This is a genomic window from Fimbriimonadaceae bacterium, from assembly GCA_023957775.1.
Taxonomy (GTDB): domain Bacteria; phylum Armatimonadota; class Fimbriimonadia; order Fimbriimonadales; family Fimbriimonadaceae; genus JAMLGR01.
Map to the genome: position 1 here is coordinate 190,487 of JAMLGR010000003.1, position 17,095 is coordinate 207,581.

Below are 17,095 nucleotides of genomic sequence, written 5' to 3' on the forward strand. Positions count from 1 at the left end.
TCAACGTTCGGGGTCTGGCGTGGGCTCTCCTTCCCGGCACAGCCCTTGATCGACCGGCCTCGGAAAGGCCATACTCCAAGCCACCGCCACCAAGGAGCCCCCATGCCGGTCTTTCGCGAGGGACTGAGTTTCGACGACGTCCTTTTGATTCCGCAAGAAACCACTGTTCTGCCAAGCGAGGTCGACACCTCCACATCCTTCCTCCCGGGAATCCGCCTCCACGCGCCCATTGTGTCCGCCCCCATGGACACGGTCACCGACGCCCGACTCGCGATCGCGATCGCACGCGAAGGCGGGGTCGGCGTGCTGCATCGGAACATGACGATCGAGCAGCAAGCCGAGCAGGTCGATCGGGTGAAGCGTTCCGAACACGGCGTCATCACCAACCCCATCAAACTTCAGCCCGACAAGTCGATCCAGGACGCGCTCGACCTGATGGAGCGTTTCCATATCAGCGGCGTGCCGATCGTGGACGAGGGGGGTCGGCTCGTAGGCATTCTGACCAACCGGGACATCCGCTTCGAGACGAACTTCTCGCGACCGATCCACGAGCGCATGACCAGCAAGGGCCTGATCACCGCTTCGATCGGAACTACCCTCGAACAGGCCGAGGCCACCCTCGCCGAACACCGCATCGAAAAACTCCCGATCGTCGATGCCGAGGGCCGCTTGCAGGGCCTCATCACGATCAAGGACATCCTCAAGGTCAAGCGCCACCCCTACGCGACCAAGGACGGCAAGGGACGCCTGGTGGTCGGCGCCGCGATCGGAGCGCTTCGCGAGCCGTACGAGCGCTCCAAGGCGCTCTTCGAGGCCGGGGTGGATTTCGTGGTCATCGACGCGGCCCATGGGCACAGCGCCGGCGTCATGAACTGCCTGAAGCTGCTCAAAGAGAAGCTCCCCGACTTGCGCGTCATCGCCGGCAACGTCGCGACGAAAGAGGGTGTCCGCGCCCTCCACGCACTGGGCGCGGACGGGCTCCGATTGGGAATCGGGGCGGGCTCGATCTGCACAACCCGCGTCGTGGCCGGCGTCGGCGTCCCGCAGTTCACCGCGATCAAGGACTGTTGCGAGGAGGCCCACGAGTTGGGCATTCCCACGATCGCCGACGGCGGGGTTCGCAGCTCGGGCGATGTCGTGAAATCCCTCGCCGCCGGGGCGAGCACCGTCATGATGGGCAACATGTTCGCCGGCTGCGAAGAGAGTCCGGGCGAAATCGAGATCTACCGCAACCGAGCCTACAAGGTCTACCGCGGGATGGGCTCCATCGGCGCGATGAAGCAGGGATCCTCGGACCGGTACATGCAGATCAAGGAGACCGGGGCGGCGATCGTGCCCGAAGGCGTCGAGGGACGGGTCCCCTTCAAAGGGCCTCTGAACGAGACGATGACCCAGATCATGGGCGGGCTGCGTTCCGGCATGGGCTACGTCGGCGCGTCCTCGCTAGCCGAACTTCAGGCCAAAGCCACGTTCCTCAAGATCACGGGAGCCGGGCTTCGCGAAAGCCATCCCCACGACGTCTGGATCACCAAAGAGCCCCCGAACTACTCCTCGCCGTTCAGCGGCGACGTCGAGTAGACGGGTCCCGAGTCGGGTGCCAAGTCGGGTGCCAAGACGGGTGCCACGCCCGCTAGACGGGCGTGTCCCCCTACCCCGGGGCGTGGCCGGCAACGGCGTCCAATGCCTGTCTCTTCCCGAAGCACAGAAGCACGTCGCCGGGCAGCACCTCCCGGGTTCCTTTGGGATTGGGGATCACCAGTCCCTGCCGCTCGATGCTGAGCACGAGGATGTCGAGGTCCTTCAGGGGAAGATCGCGCAGCGTCTTGTTGGCGAGATCGGAGTCTGGGCCCACGTGGAGTTCCACGATCCGATACCCCTTGGTCAGCGTGAGGCGCTGCTTGAGATCGACCTCCGGATACTGGAGGCGCTCGTGGAGGTGGTCGATCACCATCCCCGCAATGTCCAACCCCGTGGCCGTTTCGATGCCCTCCAGCCCGGGCGAGGAGTTCACCTCCATCACCTTCGGCCCGTCGGAACCCTCCAACATATCGACCCCGGCCACATGGAGGCCCATGATTTGCGCGGCTTTCACGGCCGTGGTCGTGTACTTCTCGTCGAGTTCGAGCACCTCGGTCTGCCCGCCGCGATGGACGTTGCTCCGGAACTCGCTCCCCTGCGCGCGACGCCGCATCGCCGCGACCACCCGGTCGCCGATGACGAACGCGCGCACGTCGGTGCCCTTGCTCTCGGCGACAAACTTCTGGATGAGCACGTTCTGTTTGGTGCTGTGAAGCGTTTCGATGATCGCCTCCGCGATCTTCGGCGAATCCGCCAAAATCACCCCGATCCCCTGCGTCCCCTCCAGAAGCTTGATGATCACCGGCGCGCCTCCGACCCGGCGGATCGCGGGAAGCACGTCGGACTTGTCCTTCACAAACGCGGTCTTGGGGATCCCGATGTCGTGCCGGGAGAGGATTTGCATGGACCGCAGCTTGTCGCGCGACGTCGAGATGCCCAAGGCCGAATTCAACGTGCACACCCCCATCTGCTCGAACTGGCGCACGACCGCCGTCCCGAAGAACGTGATCGAGGTTCCGATGCGCGGGATCACCGCGTCGACGACAGGCATTCGACGGCCCTGGTAGTACAGACCGGGCTTCTCCTCCTCCACCTCGATGCCGAACCTCAGCGTGTTGAGGACGCGGACATCGTGGCCGCGCGAGTGGGCCGCTTCGCGCAACCGCCGGGTGCTGTAGCTTCGCGGCTGCCGCGAGAGGATGGCGATGTTCATGGGTCTACAGTCTCCTTCTTGCGCCGCTTCCTTTTGGGCTTGCCCCCCATCACGAACGTCCGACCGGAATCGACCAGGAACTGGTCCTCGAGCGTGGTTCTGCCGATGAGCATGCGGCACCGCATCCGCTTCCGACAAACCAGCCCGAGCTCGGCCTCCGTCTCGACGTCTCCGATCTTGATGCGCGCAATCACCACCAGCCGGTCGTGGGAGCGTCCAAAGCTCGATTTGATGCGCGTGCGCCGCACGATGTCCGCTTCGACCCACGTGTGCTCCGCAGGCTCGCGATCGACGACGACCTCGAACCGAACGCGCGACCCCGGAAGCTCTTCGATCGTCCGGACGTCGATCGCGCTGGTTCGGGCACCCGTGTCGGCTTTGGCCAGAACGTTCTCGATTCCCCAATCCGGGAAGGAGACGCTCTCCAGGTAACCGATCGTGATCATCTCGTCATTCTGTCGCTTGTCGGTGATCGTTTGTCGTTGGTCGCGCTCTATCCTGCGTCGATTCGGACGATCCTGGTCCCCAGATACGTCTGCCCGAACATGTCCGTGGTCCGCACGTGGATCGGATAGACGCCGGCGCTCTCCACCTTCGGAAGGGCCGACTTCCAGAGGTGGGGCGAGGGGATGGGAGCGGGAAGCGCTCGGTAGGGAGGCAGCAGCGACGCGTCGCGTTTGAACATCGCCACGTAGTCGGGGTCCTCCACCAGCACCTTCCGCATGGGAATCCACGGGCCATCGGCAAACTTCATCTCCACCACGGAGAACTCCGAACCGCCGAACACATTCGCGTAAACCGTGGTGCCGCGCGTTTCAGACGCCAGGAGCGCGTCCGGGGCGATGATGTGCATCTGGTAGTCGGCGGGCCGCCCGGCCGCACGGAACTCGATCGCATACTCGTTCCCATCGAACCGGAAGATCGCATACCCGTTGGGCGCACCTCCCCGCATCGTGGTGTGCGGGACGCCAAACGGGTCCGGCGCACCCGACCACCAACTCCCGCACGCCGTGACGTTGACCACGTGGTGGTGCGGCTTCGCGCCGCGCCAACCCTCTTTGGCGGTGAAGAAGCGGTGCTCCTGGAAGTGCGTGTGCGCCGACACCGACAGCGCGTAGGGGCGGGTCTCCAAGATCCGGAACACCGCGTCCTTTTCCTCCAGCTCGTTCAGAGGGATGTGCATCATAACCACGACGAGCTGGTCGGGAGAGACCTGCTCGAGGTCGCGCCGAAACCACTCCAACTGAACGGGTCCAAGAGCCGCCTTGTAAGAGCCGCGCACGTTCGCCACGGGGTTGGGCCCGGACCAGAACACGTCGTCGAGTACCACGAAGTGCGTAGGGCCGTAGTCGAAGGCGTAGTACGACGGCCCGAACACGCTCTCGAAGAACTCGTCCGAGTGCGCGTCGTCGGCCGCGTCGAGGTTGAGATCGTGGTTGCCGATCACGTAGTACCAGGGAATCCCGATACGTCCGATCGCCTCGACCAACGGCTGCGTGACCGAGAGATCGTCGAACACGATGTCGCCGAGCGTCACGCCGAACGCGTGCTCGCGCTCACCGATCAGCGGGTCCACGATCGAGCGGAAGATGTAGTCCACTTCGCGAAGGTCCCTAGGCTGCGTATCGCCAAAGAAGAGCGCGGAGAACTTGGAGGATTCCCGATGCCGGCGCAGCGGAAAGTCGATCGACGCCGGCAGGGCCCCCGTGGGCGCGACGCCTGCGAACTTGAACGCGGGACTGCCGGCCGGCTTGTGGATCCTGTAGAACTTCGGCAGCCCATTCTTGTCGATCGGGGTGATCCAGCCCCTGGGCTTGATCACGCTGAAGATCGTATCGTCGTCCACGGGGAGCTGCCACCTGCCTTCCCTGTCCGTGCGTGTGAAACCGACCCGGTTGGTGACGCGGACCCCGACCAGCCCGGGCTCTCCCCGGTCTCGCACTCCGTTGGCGTTGCGGTCCTCGAAGACCACCCCGGTCGCCATGGACTGGAGGCCGAGAGCGTGGCCGGCAGGGGCCAGAAGCGCCGCGGCGAGCAAGGTCAAGGATCGGAACACCATGGGGCGGAAGATACCTTCATGCCGGGAATCGGGAGTCGGGAATCGGGAGTCGGAATTGGGAGACGGGAGTCGGGAGACGGGAATCGGGAATTGGGAGACGGGAGTCGGGAGACGGGAATCGGGAGACGGGAATCGGGAGACGGGCGGCAGTCGGGGTTACAGGCGGCCGTGCAGGTGGTGTTTGAGCGCTTCGAACGCCTCGGCGGGCAGGGGTTTTGCGCCGCCTAGCGCCTCGGCCCGCATCAAGACCACCGCGATGCGCTCGAGGGTCTCCATCCGTTGGACGGCGTCTTCGAGGTCTCTGCCCAAAGTCACGGCGCCGTGGTGGCCCAGGAGGAAGGTCTTGTGCTTGGGAAAGGCGTCCTCCATCGCGTCGGGAAGCGCGTCGGTTCCGGCCATGGCGAAGGGGATGAGCGCGACGGGGCCCAGCACGATCATCGCCTCCGGCAAGACGTCGTCGGGAATCGTGCGTCCGGCCACGGCGAACGCGGTCGCGGTCGGCGGGTGCGCATGCACGACCGCCCCGCAGTCGGGTCGGCGCGCCAGCGCGCGCAGGTGCAGGCGGATTTCGCTGCTGGGACGCCCTCCGTCGACGGGTCGCCCGCCGGGGTCGAGCACGACCAGCGACTCGGGCTCGAGGTGCCCCTTGGACCCTCCGCTCGGCGTACACAGGATCGACCCGTCCTCAAGCCGCGCGCTCAGGTTCCCTTCCGACGCGCCCACCAGGCCCCGCTCCCACAGCAGCCGCCCGGCGCGGCACATCGCCTCCCGCAGCGCCTGCTCGGTCACGAGGCCACCACCGCCTCGGCTTCGATCTCCACGAGGATCGCGGGGTCGATCAAAGCCGCGACCTGCACGAGCGTCGCGCACGGCCCGGTCTCTCCAAACGCCTCTTTGTGGGCGCGCCCCACGGCCTCCCAGTCGTTCACATCGGTCACGTACATCCGCGTGCGCACCACGTCTTGCATGCCGGCACCGAGCTCTTCAAGTGCCTTCGCGATCTTCGCGAACGCGTGTTGCGCCTGGCCGAAGGGATCCCCCACACACGCCACTTTCCCCTCGGTGTCGGTCGCGGTTGTGCCGCTCACCCAAACCAGGGGCCCCAGGCGCACGGCGCGCGAGTATCCTACGCGAGCCTCCCACGGTGACCCCGACGTCACCTTTCGACGTTGCCAAACCATACGAAGGATGCTACCGTGAGCCGACAATAGCTAGAGTCCAGCGCGGACTCTCCCACTTTGGGAGAACTTGTGCCCGACGAACAACGTTAATACAAGAGAAGTCATGAAGAACATCGCCCAACACCTCACCCGTGCTTTTGCGGGCCTCGCCCTGGCTGCCTTGGTCGCCGCCCCGGCCTTGGTCCAAGCCCAAACCCCCATCACCAAGGAAGAGAAGGACGAGGTCTTGACCCGCATGACCGAGTTGATCACCCGAAACGCCTTTGTTCCGGGGGTGGACTTCAGCAAATGGGCCGGCTACGTGGACAAGGAGCGCACCGAGATCGACGATGCGAAGGATGCCGAATCGTTCAACACCGCCGTCAACAAGGCGCTGCAGCAGTTCGGGTTCAGTCACATTGTGCTGATGAGTCCCCAAGCCGCTCGGGCGCGCGTCGATCGATCCGTGATCGGCATCGGTGTGACCATCGTGCAGGAGGAGGGTGGCTTCAGGGTCGTGATGACGATTCCCGACGCCCCGGCCACCAAGGCGGGCATCGTGCCGGGCGACCTTCTTCTCGAAGCGGACGGCAAGAAGTTGGAGACCACGACCCAGATCACGGGTCAAGAGGGAACCGATGTTTCAATCAAGCTCCGCAAGGAGGACGGCACGGAAAAGACCGTCACGCTCACGCGCACCAAATTCTCCACGGTTCGCCCCGAGACGCTGACCTGGGCGAACGACGACACGGCCGTCATCAAGATCTACACCTTTGACCTGAGCTACGACCGCAAGAATGTCGAGGAGCTGATGGAGCAGGCCGCCAAGGCCAAGAACCTGATCGTCGACCTGCGGTCCAACGGCGGTGGCGCCGTCGTCAACATGACGCACTTCCTCAGCCTGCTCATGCCCCCCGGCACGCCGATCGGCAGCTTCATTACGAAGCGCACGGTCGAGCGCTTCGTCGAGGACACGCAAGGCGACCCCAACGACGTCGTCGCGATCGCCAAGTGGTCCCCTTCGAAGCTGCGCACCATGAAGGGCCGAATCGAGCCGTTCACCGGCAAGGTGGCGATCCTGCTGAACGAGGGCTCGGGCAGCGCGTCGGAGATCGCCGCCGCAGCGCTCAAGGACAATCTGGAAGCGCCGATCGTCGGCCACCCGTCGGCAGGCGCGGTCTTGGCGTCGATCATGGTCCCCCTGCCTCAGGGATTCATGCTGCAGTACCCGATCACGGACTACGTGACGCTCAAGGGCCTCCGCCTCGAAGGGAACGGCCTCAAGCCCGACGTCGAGGCTCCGACGCCCCGCTACAACGAGAAGGATGTGGCCGTCGAAAAGGCCGTGTCCCTGCTCAAGCACGGCTAACCTCGCCTCATCGGGTGCTCATCTGGTGCTCACCGGGTGCCACGCCCGCTGGACGGGCGTGCGCCAAAGCGCTCACCGGGTGCCACGCCCGCTGGACGGGCGTGCGCTCAAGCTTTGAGCGGAGAGCCTCAGCACGCCCGCCAAGCGGGCGTGGCACCCAGGGGTGTTGCGACAAGCTCTTCGCCCACACTTAGTTCCTAGACAACAACTCGCCCAGTGGTTTGGCCCCCTGGGCGGCCACGCTGAACGTCTCGCCCGTGGGCAGCGGCGTGTACGCGAACACCTTCTCGCTCTCGGAGACCAGCTTTCCCTTGGCATCCCGGTTCTCCGTCGACAGCACGGCGATCAACCCGTTGTCCTTCCGAATCCAAGCGGAGATGCGAACGCCGGGGCTGGCGATCTCCAAGATGTCGCACGGGACGCCCTCGCGCACGATGGACCCGACGACCCGCGCCTTCATGCCCGGTCCCAGAAGCTCCCGCATCGGGTTGCGACGGGCCAGGAGGAGGCGCAGGAACGGATCGATGGGACGGTTGGCCGCAGAGAGCGCGGAGAGCAGCTCCATCAGCGAACACTTGCCCGAGTACGCGCCTCCCGGCAACTCCAACGTCGCGGCCCTCCCGTCGAAAACCCACTGGTAATCGGCGCCCCGCTGCAGCCCTTCGCGCCCGTCCACAGCCGCCGACACGGAACCGTCCGACCCGCCGACGGTGAACGCCCCGCGTCGGTAGTTCTCGTAGGCGCGAATGCTCTTGTTCGCCAGCGCCTTGGCTTGCGCATCGGCGTAGGTCGCAGCGGCGCCCACGTAGAACGCGGGCACCTCGATCCAACTGCCCGCGGGCGCGAAGTCGATGCGCGGGGGCGCCGCGGAGTACCGGAACGTCCAATCCAACGTGCCGTTGGGGATCTCCAAATGCACCGCGCGCAGCGTGAACTGCGACGCGTCGAGGTCGAACCTCGCCGAAGAGGCGCCGGTGGCGTGCTGCAGCCGCAGCAGACCCGGCTTACGGACCATCTGCCAGTTCGTCACCTGCTCGTACCGCGCAAGGAACGCCGCCAGCACGCTCGGCTCCAACACGGCCTGGACGGCATCGTCCAACCCGCCGAGCAGCAGCACGAAGCGCTCGGCCAGCGTTCCCTTCGGCGGCGCATCGCGCTTGAGGAACTCGTTGGCCACCATGTCGAAACCTGTCAGGCGGCCCGGCGTCAACAGGTAGCGGCGATCCGTCGCGGGTCGGCCCTCGCGTTTCGGCTCTTGGACCCTCAACAGAGCGCGATCGGGTCGCGAGAAAGCGAGGTCAAAGCGGCCGCCGCCCGGGCTTAGGCCCGCGTAGTCCAACTTCGATTCGACCGCGATGGACGCCGATCGCATCGCCTTGTGCGCGGCCAGGCAGTGCTTGAACGCCTCCTCCGGCGTCTGCGGCTGTCCCGCAAGCAGCGCGAGCATCAAGATCATCGTCATAGCTTGCCCAGTCCGGCCGGGGCCCGCGATTTGCCGAGCGCGCCCGCCAGGGCGATCACGGTGACGACGTACGGGAGAACCTGCCACACTTCGGACGGGATCCGGGCCCCCGCGAGTTCCGTGCCCTGCATCTGAAGCTGAAGCGCCGTGGCGAATCCAAAGCCCACGCACGCGAGTGCGCCGGGAATCGGCCGCCAACCCCCGAGGATCAGCGCCGCCAAGGCGATGAATCCGCGTCCGGAGGTCATGCCGTCGGTGAAACGCCCTGCGTTGGTCACCAACATCGCCCCAGCCAAGCCGCACAACACCCCGGTGGCCAGCAGACCGAAGAACCGCACCCTCAGAGGAGCAACCCCCATCTGCCTGGCCTTGTCGGGATCGCTTCCCACCGCCAGGAGGTGCAACCCCGGCCGCGTGCGACGCGCCGCAAACCACAAGGCAAGGGGCACGAGCACGGCGAGCACGTAGTACGCCTCGAGCGGGAACTTGGGAATCTCGCCCGCGTGCGCGGGATCCGTGAACGCCTTGTCCAGGAAGTTCGTGCCCCCAAGTGCGATCGCGTTGATCGCCATCCCGCTCACCACGTGATCGACCCGGAACGACTGCGTGATCAGCCAGTGGAGGAGACTCATCACGATCGCCGCACCGATGCCGGCCAACAGCCCGAACGGCGCACTGTGCGTCCCGAGGCCCACCAGGGCCGTCGCCGCGGCGGCCATCAGCATCTTCCCTTCCAACGCGATGTTGATCACACCCCCGCGTTCGCTGGTGAAACCGCCCATGGCCGCGAGAATCAGCGGGGCGCTCAACGTCACCGTGCTCAGCAGCAGAATCGTCAGGCCGGACACTGCACCCTCCGGTACCGCACCGCCGCGAAGATGAGAATCAACAGGCCGAGCACCACGCCTGTGATGCCCTTGGGCACCCCCAGAATCTGCACGGCTGTGCCCCCTTTGGCCAGCACGCCGAACAGAAGGGCCGCTGGGAGCACGCCCCACGCGCTCGCCCCGGCAAGCAGTGCGACACCTAGGGCGTCGAACCCGTAGCCGGGCGAGAAGCCCGAGTAAAAGCGCCCCTCGTAAGCCAGCACCTGAAGCGCGCCCGCAAGCCCTCCCAACGCGCCCGAGGCCATCATCGCCAGCGTCGTCACGCGGCGACTCGAGACGCCCGCGGTCTCGGCGGCGGTCGGGTTCGCGCCCACCGCCTGAAGCTCGTACCCACCCACGCTGGACCGGAGCCACCACGCCATGGCACCGGTCAACACGACGCCGATCACCAACGCGAGGCTCAGCGACCAATCCTCGCCCGAGGCCACCGCAGGCAGAAGCAAGGCGTCCGGAATCGAGGCCGTCGTCGTGCTCTCCTGGCCCGGCGCCTTGAGGGGCCCGGCCACCAGGGCAGTCGTCAACAAGGCCGCGACGCTGTTGAGCATGATCGTGGTGATCACCTCGTGCCCGCCGCGATACGCCTTGATCCAGCCGGCGGGAAACGCCCAGGCCGCGCCGGCGACCATCCCCGCCGCCACGCCCAAAATCACGCCGATCACCCCAGGAAGCCTCAGGACAACGACCGTGCAGGTCATCGCCCCGACCAGAAGCTGTCCTTCGACACCGATGTTGAACAACCCCGCGCGAAGGGCCAAGAAGACCGCCAGCCCCGCGATGAGGAGCGGGGTCGTCTCCTTCAGGGTCCCCCCGATTGCACGCGGCGAACCCAGGCTCCCACGCAGCAACGTTTGGAGGGCCTCCAACGGGGCGACGTCCGTGGCCAGGATCGCGGCCGCCAGAAGGGCGACGGCGCCGATCACCAGAGCGAGCAGCTTCCAGTTCACGCCGCTCCCACCATCAGGCGACCGATCGTCGCGCGGTCTTTGGCAAAGCCCGACGGGGGCTCCACCAGTCGCCCCGCGTTCATCACCAGAATCCGGTCGCAGTGTTCGAGCAGTTCGTCAAGGTCGAAGCTCACCACCAGCGCGGCCGCCCCCGCACGGCACTGACCCCGAAGGGCTTCGTACACCTGGCGCGTGCCATCGATGTCCAGTCCGCGCGCGGGTTGGAACGCGAGGATCAGCCGGGGATCCAGCGCGAGGGCCCGGGCGGCCACAAAGCGCTGCTGGTTACCGCCCGACAAGCTGGAAATCGGCTGCTGAAACCCTCCATGCCGGGTTCCAAACCGCTCTGCCACCCGTACGGCCAGCGCGTGGCGCTCAGCCCGGTCGATGCGCATCCCACGGGTCAAAGGCGGCAGCCGCTGCAACCCGAGGGCCGCGTTCTCTTCGAGCGACCACTCCTCGATCACCCCCTCCTCGTGCCGATCTTCGGGAATCAACCTAACTCCGCGGGCGATGCGGTCTGCGGTGCTCAGCGTCCCCAGGGGCTGCCCTTGCAATTCCATGGTGCCAGCCACGGACGGCACCACCCCGGCCAGAGCGTGAACCAGCTCGCGCTGGCCCGACCCGTCGACACCCGCGATGCCGACCAGCTCCCCTTCGCGAAGCTCGAAACCCACTTCCTTCAGCGCTTCGTCGCCACGCGCGCCACGGACGACGAGGCCCTCGACGCGCAAGGTCACTTCGCCTCGGGCCGGCGCCGGATGCTCGCCAACAGGCTCGAGGGAGTGGCCCACGATCCATTCGGCCAACTCGGCGGAACTCGTGTCCGCAACCCGGCTCTCCCCCACCTTCCGTCCGCCTCGCAGCACCGTGACGTCGGCGCAATGGTCCATCACTTCGGGCAGACGATGGGTGACCAGTATCAGGGTCGCCCCTTCGGCGGCAAGTCGCCCAAGGCTCTCGAAGAGGGCCTCCCCGTCGGCGGGTGAAAGCATCGCGGTGGGTTCGTCGAGGATCATGATGCGGGAGCGCCTCCAAAGGAGCTTCAAGATCTCGAGCTTTTGCGCGGCTCCCGGGCTCAGGCCCCGCGCGGGCGCCTCCCAATCGAACGCGAACCCCATCCGCGTGGCCAGTTCCTGGGCGCGCCTGCCCGCTTCGCGAAGGTCGATGAATTGGGAAGGCTCGGCGCCCAGCATCAGGTTTTGAAGGCAAGTGAGTTCCGGAATGATGCTGTAGTGCTGGCTGACCATACCGATCCCCGCGGCGATGGCATCGGAGGAGCGGCGGAACTCCACCTCCTTCCCGTCAAGGAGGATCGTCCCGGCATCCGGCTTCAAGGAGCCGTAGAGGGCCCGCATCAGGGTGGTCTTGCCCGCTCCGTTCTCGCCCACGATCGCGTGGATGCCTCCGGAGGCCACCGAGATCGAGACCTCGGACAAGGCTTGCACCGATCCGAAGCGCTTCGAGATGCCGCGCATCTCGACTGCGGGTCGAATCACTCGTCGAACCCCATCCGTCGCATCGCGTCAAACAAGCCCGCCGTCGTCCAATCGCCATGCCCCTCGTCGGCAAGGCGCTTGAGGAGCCGATCCACCGTGGCCGTTCCGGGCGTGGCGGCGTCGATCGCCTGGGCGGCTTCCCGCACGTATCCGAAGTCTTTGAGTTGGTTCGCGACCGAGAACCCGGGGCGCCAATCCTCGGCGAGGATCATCGGTCCGTAGTTCTCGAACGCCCAACTGCCCGCCGCGCCCGAACCGATGAGCTCGTGGGCCTGCTTGAGATCGAGACCCGCCTTGGCCGCAAAGCTGAGCGACTCGCAAAGTCCGAGCAACGCTCCTCCTACGGCGATCTGGTTGGCCATCTTCATCATCTGGCCCGCGCCGGGCCCTCCCACGCGCTCGGCCCGCCTGGCGTAGGTGTTCAGCACGGGCATGGCTGCGCGGACGTTGGCTTCACTGCCCCCGCAGAAGATCGTGAGGGAGCCGCGCTGAGCCCCTGCGCTGCCTCCGGTGATCGGCGCGTCGACAAACGCGAAGCCCTCGGCACCGAGTTCGCCGTGGATTTCAATCGCGGCAGTGGGCGAAATCGTCGAGTGGTCCACAAACAACGTGCCGGGCCGGGCACGGCGCGTGAGGGCCGCGAGGCACTCGCGGACGTCTTCGGTCCGAGTCACACACAGGAAGACCCGGTCGCACGAAGCCCCGAGCGACTCGAGGTCCGGCGCGACTTCGACGCGCCGCCGGGCGAGCGCCTCGGTCTTTTCGGGCGTTCGGTTCCACACGGCCAGTTCGAAACCACCCGACAACACATGGGATGCCATCGGCCCTCCCATCACTCCCAAACCCACAAATCCGACTCGACTCACCCTCGCCTCCAACCGGCTCCATGCTACCCCTCGCGGTCTGGACGGACACCTCTCGGCAAGTTGCCAGGTACCGACTGCGAGCACAATTGTTGTGTTCTCGTAAAAATCGTCGTAGGATGAGAGCGCAATTCATCCTTTGGAGGTCTCCATGTTTCGTAAGAAGGGCTTCACCCTTATTGAGCTTCTCGTCGTGATCGCCATCATCGCGATCCTGGCAGCCATTCTCTTCCCGGTCTTCGCGCAGGCGAAGGTCGCGGCCAAGAAGACGGCGTGCCTCTCCAACACCAAGCAGTACGTGCTCGCGGTCATGATGTACATGCCCGACTACGACGACGTCTTCCCGATCATTCAGTACAACAACACGTACGAAGCCAATCCGAACCAGCCCACGGGCGCGGATCAGGCGATCGGCAACCTCGTTCAGCCGTACATGAAGAACTACCAGATCCTCGCGTCTCCCGGCAGTGCCGCGGGCGAGTTGGAGCGGATGAGGGATCTCACCGATCCGAACACCGTGCCCTACAAGCAGGCGCAGAAGGAGCTGAACCTCGCGATCAAGGCGGACTACGGCCTGAACACCCAGTACTTCAGCAAGATGGGTGCATTCTGCGGGACGGCGGCACCGTCGGGCTTCAAAGCGTTTGGCACCGCGCAGGGGCAGGTCGGCAAACCGGCCAGCACGATTTACCTCGTGAACTCGGTTTGGGACCGCGGTTCGAGCGGTGCGCCTCAAGGCGGCGGCAACTGGGGCATCGATCCTCCGTGCCGACGCACGACCAACAACACCGATACGTTCCCGCCGATTCCTCCACCCTGCACCTCGTTCTTCTGGTGGGGAGGCTGGAACCCCGGTTCGCCCCTCGCATGGAACGTGTTTGGTGGCGCTTGGCCCTATCACAACGGCACGATCGCTAACGTCGGCTGGGCCGATGGTCACGCCACTCCCAAGCGCATTCCCGCGCTGACGGTGGGTTGCGACGTCCAAAACGGTTGGACCGGCGCGATCTTCGACATCGACCAGTATCTCTGGGACCTCAACTAAGAGGGCGACCTACGCCGCGCGGACGTCCGGTCCGCGCGGCCCTTTGTTTCAAGGGAAGGATCATATGAAGCTACTGCGACTCTGTCTCGCATTTGTCGTGTGTGCGTTCGCTTTTGGAATCGTGGGTTGTTCCTCTGGAAGCCAGAGTGAAGAGGCGTCCAGCGCCGTTCAGGAGATTCAGAAGAGCAATCCCCAAGGCGGTCCCAAGATCAGCCAAGAAGACGCCTCAGGGGATGCCTCGATGATGGCGGGACCCAAGAAGGGCGGCGGTTAGGTCGATTCCATGGCGAACGAAGTTCGCAAGGAGTTTGTGATCGCGGTGGTGGCGCTCGCCGTCGTCGCCGCGATCGCCATCGGCATCAAGTTCCTCAACAGCGGTCCGCAGGCGGGCGAGGCCGATGTTCCCACCGTGCTCAACGACATGGAGCGTCAAACGCCGGCGGGCGTACCGCGCATCAGCGAAGAGGACGCTTCCGGCGACACCATCATGATGGGCGGAAAAAAGTAGCTTCTTCTGCTGAAACTCGTCGTACGATGAAGGGTCATGGTGCGCAAGCGTGCTTTCACCCTTATTGAGCTTCTCGTCGTCATCGCGATCATCGCTATCCTGGCCGCCATTCTCTTCCCGGTGTTTGCCCAAGCGAAGGCCGCCGCCAAGAAGACTGCGTGCCTATCCAACACGAAGCAGTACCTCTTGGCCGTGATGATGTACATGCCGGACTACGACGATGCGTTCCCGATCATCCAACAGAACTGGACTTTCGAGGCTGATCCGAACCAACCCAACGGCCCGGATCAGGTGATCGGCAACCTCGTCCAGCCCTATATGAAGAACCTTCAGATCCTTGCGTCGCCCGGGAGCGGCATCGGCGAGAAGGAGAGAATGAACGATCTCACGGACCCCAATTCCGTGCCGTACGGCAAGGCCCAGCGTGAGTTGAATCTCGCCGTCAAAGCCGACTACGGGCTCAATATGCAGTACTTCGGCCGGATGGGGGCCTACTGCGGGACGAACAACCCCTACGGCTATCGCGGGCAAAGCCCGACGCAGAGCCAAGTGGCCAAACCCGCCAGCTCGATCTACTTCGTCAATTCGGTTTGGTATCGCGAAAACGGCGTACCGGTCGGAGGAGGAAACTGGGGCATCGATCCGCCGTGTCGGTTCGACACCAGCAATCGCGACACCTTCCCCCGCATCAACCCGCCGTGCACGTCGTTCTTCTGGTTCGGCGCGTGGAACCCGTCCTGGCCCGATGATTGGAACGTCTTTGGGGGCGCCTGGCCCTACCACTCCGGGAAGATCGCCAACGTGGGTTGGGCCGACGGCCACGCCACGCCCAAACGGATACCCGCGCTCACGTTGGGATGCGACGTTCGGGACGGTTGGACCGGACTCGTCTACGATCTCGACCAGTACCTGTGGGATCTCCTGTAGCGCCTAGGGAACCAAGCGCGACCGCATCCGCTCCGGCCCCAGCACGCTCATGAGTTCGAATAGGCCGGGGCCGACGGTCCTTCCCGTCAGCGCGACGCGCGTCGGGTGAACGATGGGGCCCAACTTCTCGAAGCCGTTGCTTTCCGCCCAACCCCGCAGGAACTGCTCGCACGCCTCGACCGAGACCGCAGGCGTTCCTTCCAAGAACCCGACCAAGTCGGCGAACAGTTGGGGCACGTGGGGTTGCCCCAGCCACTTCTCAGCGGCCTTGGGGTCCATCTCGGGCTGCTCGACGAAGAAGAACGCCGTGCCCTCCACAAAATCGGCAAGCGTGACCACGCGCTCTTGCAGCAACGGCAGGGCCTTGCCCGCATACTCCGGCTCTTCCGCCAATGCTCTCGCCAGACGCGCCAGAGCGTCCTCAGGAACCGCCGCCCGCCTCTCCGGGACTTCCCAGTAGGCAGCGGTCTCGGGATGCTCCACGAAAGCCCTCACGCGGGCCACGAGGTCGTCGGGATCCAACTGCCGGATGAACTGCCCGTTCATCCAGTTCAGCTTCTCGATGTCGAAGACTCCGGGCGAGGGTTGCAGACCGGAGAGGTCGAAGGCCGCCACCAACTCGTCGGGTCCCATCAGCTCCTTGTCGCCCCCGGGCGACCAACCGATCAGCGCAATGAAGTTCGCCAGCGCCTCCGGCAGGTAGCCCGCGCTGCGGAAGTCCAAGCACCGGGTGTCGCCGTGGCGCTTACTGAGCTTCGCGCCGTCCGGCCCCTTGATCACCGGCACGTGCACGAAGATCGGCGGGGTCCACCCGAACGCCTCGAACAACCACACGTGCTTGGGAGCCGAGCTGATCCACTCCTCCCCGCGGATGATGTGCGTGGTGCCCATCAGGTGGTCGTCCACCATCGCCGCGAAATGATAGGTCGGCATCCCGTCCGCCTTGATCAAAACGGGGTCGTCCGTAAGCCCGGGCTCCCACTCGATGCGTCCCCGAATCGCGTCCTCGCACGTCAGCCGACGATCGCGCGGCATCTTCAATCGGATCACGTAGGGCTTGCCTTCGACCTCGGCCCGCGCCACTTGGTCGGCGGTGGCCTCGCGCCACTGCCCGCCGAAGTAACCCACCGGCTCCTTGTTCGCCTGCTGCGCCTCACGCAGGGCGGCCAGCTCCTCCGGCGTCTCGAACGCCTTGTAGGCGTGTCCCGACTCCAGCAGCGTCGCGATGTGGGGGGCGTACAGGCCTGCCGCTTGGCGCTCGGACTGGCGATAGGGCGCGTGGGGGCCCCCCTTTTCGGGCCCCTCCTGCCATTCGATGCCGATCCACTCGAGGCTCTCAAAAATCTCGGCCTCGCATCCCTCGACCAGCCGCGCGCGGTCCGTGTCTTCGATTCGGACGGTCATGGTGCCCCCCTGGTGCTTCGCCAGCAGGTGGCAGTAGAGCGCCGTCCGGATGTTCCCGACGTGGGGGCTGCCGGTGGGACTGGGCGCGTAGCGAACTCGAACGGACATGGGCCGAAGGGTACCCGTGGGCCGATTGGCCCGACTATCGGGGCGGATGCGGTACAACGGCTTTAGGGC

Annotated in this window: 17 protein-coding genes; 6 read left to right on the forward strand and 11 right to left on the reverse strand. The window is 65.4% G+C overall.

Annotation, left to right across the window (positions count from 1 at the left end):
• The first annotated feature begins 102 nt into the window (after positions 1 to 102).
• A complete protein-coding gene (gene guaB, locus M9921_03965; protein MCO5295991.1) occupies positions 103 to 1,578 on the forward strand; it encodes an IMP dehydrogenase in 1,476 nt (491 codons plus the stop codon).
• Between the two features lie 70 nt (positions 1,579 to 1,648).
• Here the strand turns inward: guaB and rimK are convergent, their stop codons facing one another.
• The 5 genes from rimK to M9921_03990 all read right to left on the reverse strand — a co-directional run bounded on the left by rimK (position 1,649) and on the right by M9921_03990 (position 5,938).
• Entirely contained in the window at positions 1,649 to 2,791 is a 1,143-nt protein-coding gene (gene rimK / locus M9921_03970; protein ID MCO5295992.1) for a 30S ribosomal protein S6--L-glutamate ligase, read from the reverse strand.
• Positions 2,788 to 3,237 (reverse strand): RimK/LysX family protein, encoded by a 450-nt coding sequence (locus tag M9921_03975; GenBank protein MCO5295993.1) that lies wholly within the window; start codon positions 3,235 to 3,237, stop codon positions 2,788 to 2,790. The genes rimK and M9921_03975 overlap by 4 nt, the downstream gene beginning before the upstream one ends.
• 47 nt (positions 3,238 to 3,284) lie before the next feature.
• Complete coding sequence (locus M9921_03980; protein ID MCO5295994.1) at positions 3,285 to 4,850, reverse strand: calcineurin-like phosphoesterase family protein; 1,566 nt, start codon at positions 4,848 to 4,850, stop codon at positions 3,285 to 3,287.
• 156 nt (positions 4,851 to 5,006) lie between these two features.
• Positions 5,007 to 5,639 carry a class II aldolase/adducin family protein gene (locus M9921_03985; protein ID MCO5295995.1) on the reverse strand — a complete coding sequence of 211 codons (633 nt, stop codon included), beginning with the start codon at positions 5,637 to 5,639 and terminating at the stop codon, positions 5,007 to 5,009.
• Positions 5,636 to 5,938, reverse strand: coding sequence for a Rid family hydrolase (locus M9921_03990; protein ID MCO5295996.1), 303 nt, complete (start codon positions 5,936 to 5,938; stop codon positions 5,636 to 5,638). The genes M9921_03985 and M9921_03990 overlap by 4 nt, the downstream gene beginning before the upstream one ends.
• Positions 5,939 to 6,134: 196 nt before the next feature.
• Between M9921_03990 and M9921_03995 the strand changes: the two genes are divergently transcribed.
• Positions 6,135 to 7,379, forward strand: coding sequence for a S41 family peptidase (locus tag M9921_03995; GenBank protein ID MCO5295997.1), 1,245 nt, complete (start codon positions 6,135 to 6,137; stop codon positions 7,377 to 7,379).
• 190 nt (positions 7,380 to 7,569) lie between these two features.
• Here M9921_03995 and M9921_04000 read toward each other — a convergent pair whose 3' ends face one another.
• The 5 genes from M9921_04000 to M9921_04020 are packed head-to-tail and all read right to left on the reverse strand — an operon-like array spanning position 7,570 to position 13,037.
• Positions 7,570 to 8,835, reverse strand: a complete 1,266-nt coding sequence (locus M9921_04000) for a hypothetical protein (protein MCO5295998.1) — start codon at positions 8,833 to 8,835, stop codon at positions 7,570 to 7,572.
• A gap of 2 nt (positions 8,836 to 8,837) precedes the next feature.
• Positions 8,838 to 9,689, reverse strand: coding sequence for an ABC transporter permease (locus M9921_04005; protein MCO5295999.1), 852 nt, complete (start codon positions 9,687 to 9,689; stop codon positions 8,838 to 8,840).
• Complete coding sequence (locus M9921_04010; protein ID MCO5296000.1) at positions 9,677 to 10,672, reverse strand: ABC transporter permease; 996 nt, start codon at positions 10,670 to 10,672, stop codon at positions 9,677 to 9,679. Before M9921_04010 ends, M9921_04005 begins: the two co-directional genes overlap by 13 nt.
• On the reverse strand, positions 10,669 to 12,171 hold the full coding sequence (locus M9921_04015; GenBank protein MCO5296001.1) for an ABC transporter ATP-binding protein: 1,503 nt from the start codon (positions 12,169 to 12,171) through the stop codon (positions 10,669 to 10,671). The genes M9921_04010 and M9921_04015 overlap by 4 nt, the downstream gene beginning before the upstream one ends.
• Complete coding sequence (locus M9921_04020) at positions 12,168 to 13,037, reverse strand: NAD(P)-dependent oxidoreductase (GenBank protein MCO5296002.1); 870 nt, start codon at positions 13,035 to 13,037, stop codon at positions 12,168 to 12,170. Before M9921_04020 ends, M9921_04015 begins: the two co-directional genes overlap by 4 nt.
• Positions 13,038 to 13,185: 148 nt before the next feature.
• On the opposite strand from M9921_04020, the gene M9921_04025 reads away from it, so the two are divergent.
• The 4 genes from M9921_04025 to M9921_04040 all read left to right on the forward strand — a co-directional run bounded on the left by M9921_04025 (position 13,186) and on the right by M9921_04040 (position 15,514).
• Positions 13,186 to 14,079: a prepilin-type N-terminal cleavage/methylation domain-containing protein gene (locus M9921_04025; GenBank protein MCO5296003.1), complete on the forward strand. Its 894-nt coding sequence runs from the start codon at positions 13,186 to 13,188 to the stop codon at positions 14,077 to 14,079.
• Positions 14,080 to 14,143: 64 nt separating this feature from the next.
• Entirely contained in the window at positions 14,144 to 14,353 is a 210-nt protein-coding gene (locus tag M9921_04030) for a hypothetical protein (protein ID MCO5296004.1), read from the forward strand.
• A 9-nt stretch (positions 14,354 to 14,362) separates the two neighbouring features.
• A complete protein-coding gene (locus M9921_04035) occupies positions 14,363 to 14,587 on the forward strand; it encodes a hypothetical protein (GenBank protein MCO5296005.1) in 225 nt (74 codons plus the stop codon).
• A gap of 36 nt (positions 14,588 to 14,623) precedes the next feature.
• Complete coding sequence (locus tag M9921_04040) at positions 14,624 to 15,514, forward strand: prepilin-type N-terminal cleavage/methylation domain-containing protein (protein MCO5296006.1); 891 nt, start codon at positions 14,624 to 14,626, stop codon at positions 15,512 to 15,514.
• A 3-nt stretch (positions 15,515 to 15,517) separates the two neighbouring features.
• Here the strand turns inward: M9921_04040 and gltX are convergent, their stop codons facing one another.
• Positions 15,518 to 17,026 carry a glutamate--tRNA ligase gene (gene gltX, locus M9921_04045; GenBank protein MCO5296007.1) on the reverse strand — a complete coding sequence of 503 codons (1,509 nt, stop codon included), beginning with the start codon at positions 17,024 to 17,026 and terminating at the stop codon, positions 15,518 to 15,520.
• Positions 17,027 to 17,095 lie beyond the last annotated feature (69 nt).

Excerpts from the sequence above, each read along its gene's own strand:
- guaB (MCO5295991.1), top strand. The coding sequence starts at position 103 with ATGCCGGTCTTTCGCGAGGGACTGAGTTTCGACGACGTCCTTTTGATT.
- rimK (MCO5295992.1), bottom strand. The coding sequence starts at position 2,791 with ATGAACATCGCCATCCTCTCGCGGCAGCCGCGAAGCTACAGCACCCGG.
- M9921_03975 (MCO5295993.1), bottom strand. The coding sequence starts at position 3,237 with ATGATCACGATCGGTTACCTGGAGAGCGTCTCCTTCCCGGATTGGGGA.
- M9921_03980 (MCO5295994.1), bottom strand. The coding sequence starts at position 4,850 with ATGGTGTTCCGATCCTTGACCTTGCTCGCCGCGGCGCTTCTGGCCCCT.
- M9921_03995 (MCO5295997.1), top strand. The coding sequence starts at position 6,135 with ATGAAGAACATCGCCCAACACCTCACCCGTGCTTTTGCGGGCCTCGCC.
- M9921_04000 (MCO5295998.1), bottom strand. The coding sequence starts at position 8,835 with ATGATCTTGATGCTCGCGCTGCTTGCGGGACAGCCGCAGACGCCGGAG.
- M9921_04025 (MCO5296003.1), top strand. The coding sequence starts at position 13,186 with ATGTTTCGTAAGAAGGGCTTCACCCTTATTGAGCTTCTCGTCGTGATC.
- M9921_04030 (MCO5296004.1), top strand. The coding sequence starts at position 14,144 with ATGAAGCTACTGCGACTCTGTCTCGCATTTGTCGTGTGTGCGTTCGCT.
- M9921_04035 (MCO5296005.1), top strand. The coding sequence starts at position 14,363 with ATGGCGAACGAAGTTCGCAAGGAGTTTGTGATCGCGGTGGTGGCGCTC.
- M9921_04040 (MCO5296006.1), top strand. The coding sequence starts at position 14,624 with ATGGTGCGCAAGCGTGCTTTCACCCTTATTGAGCTTCTCGTCGTCATC.
- gltX (MCO5296007.1), bottom strand. The coding sequence starts at position 17,026 with ATGTCCGTTCGAGTTCGCTACGCGCCCAGTCCCACCGGCAGCCCCCAC.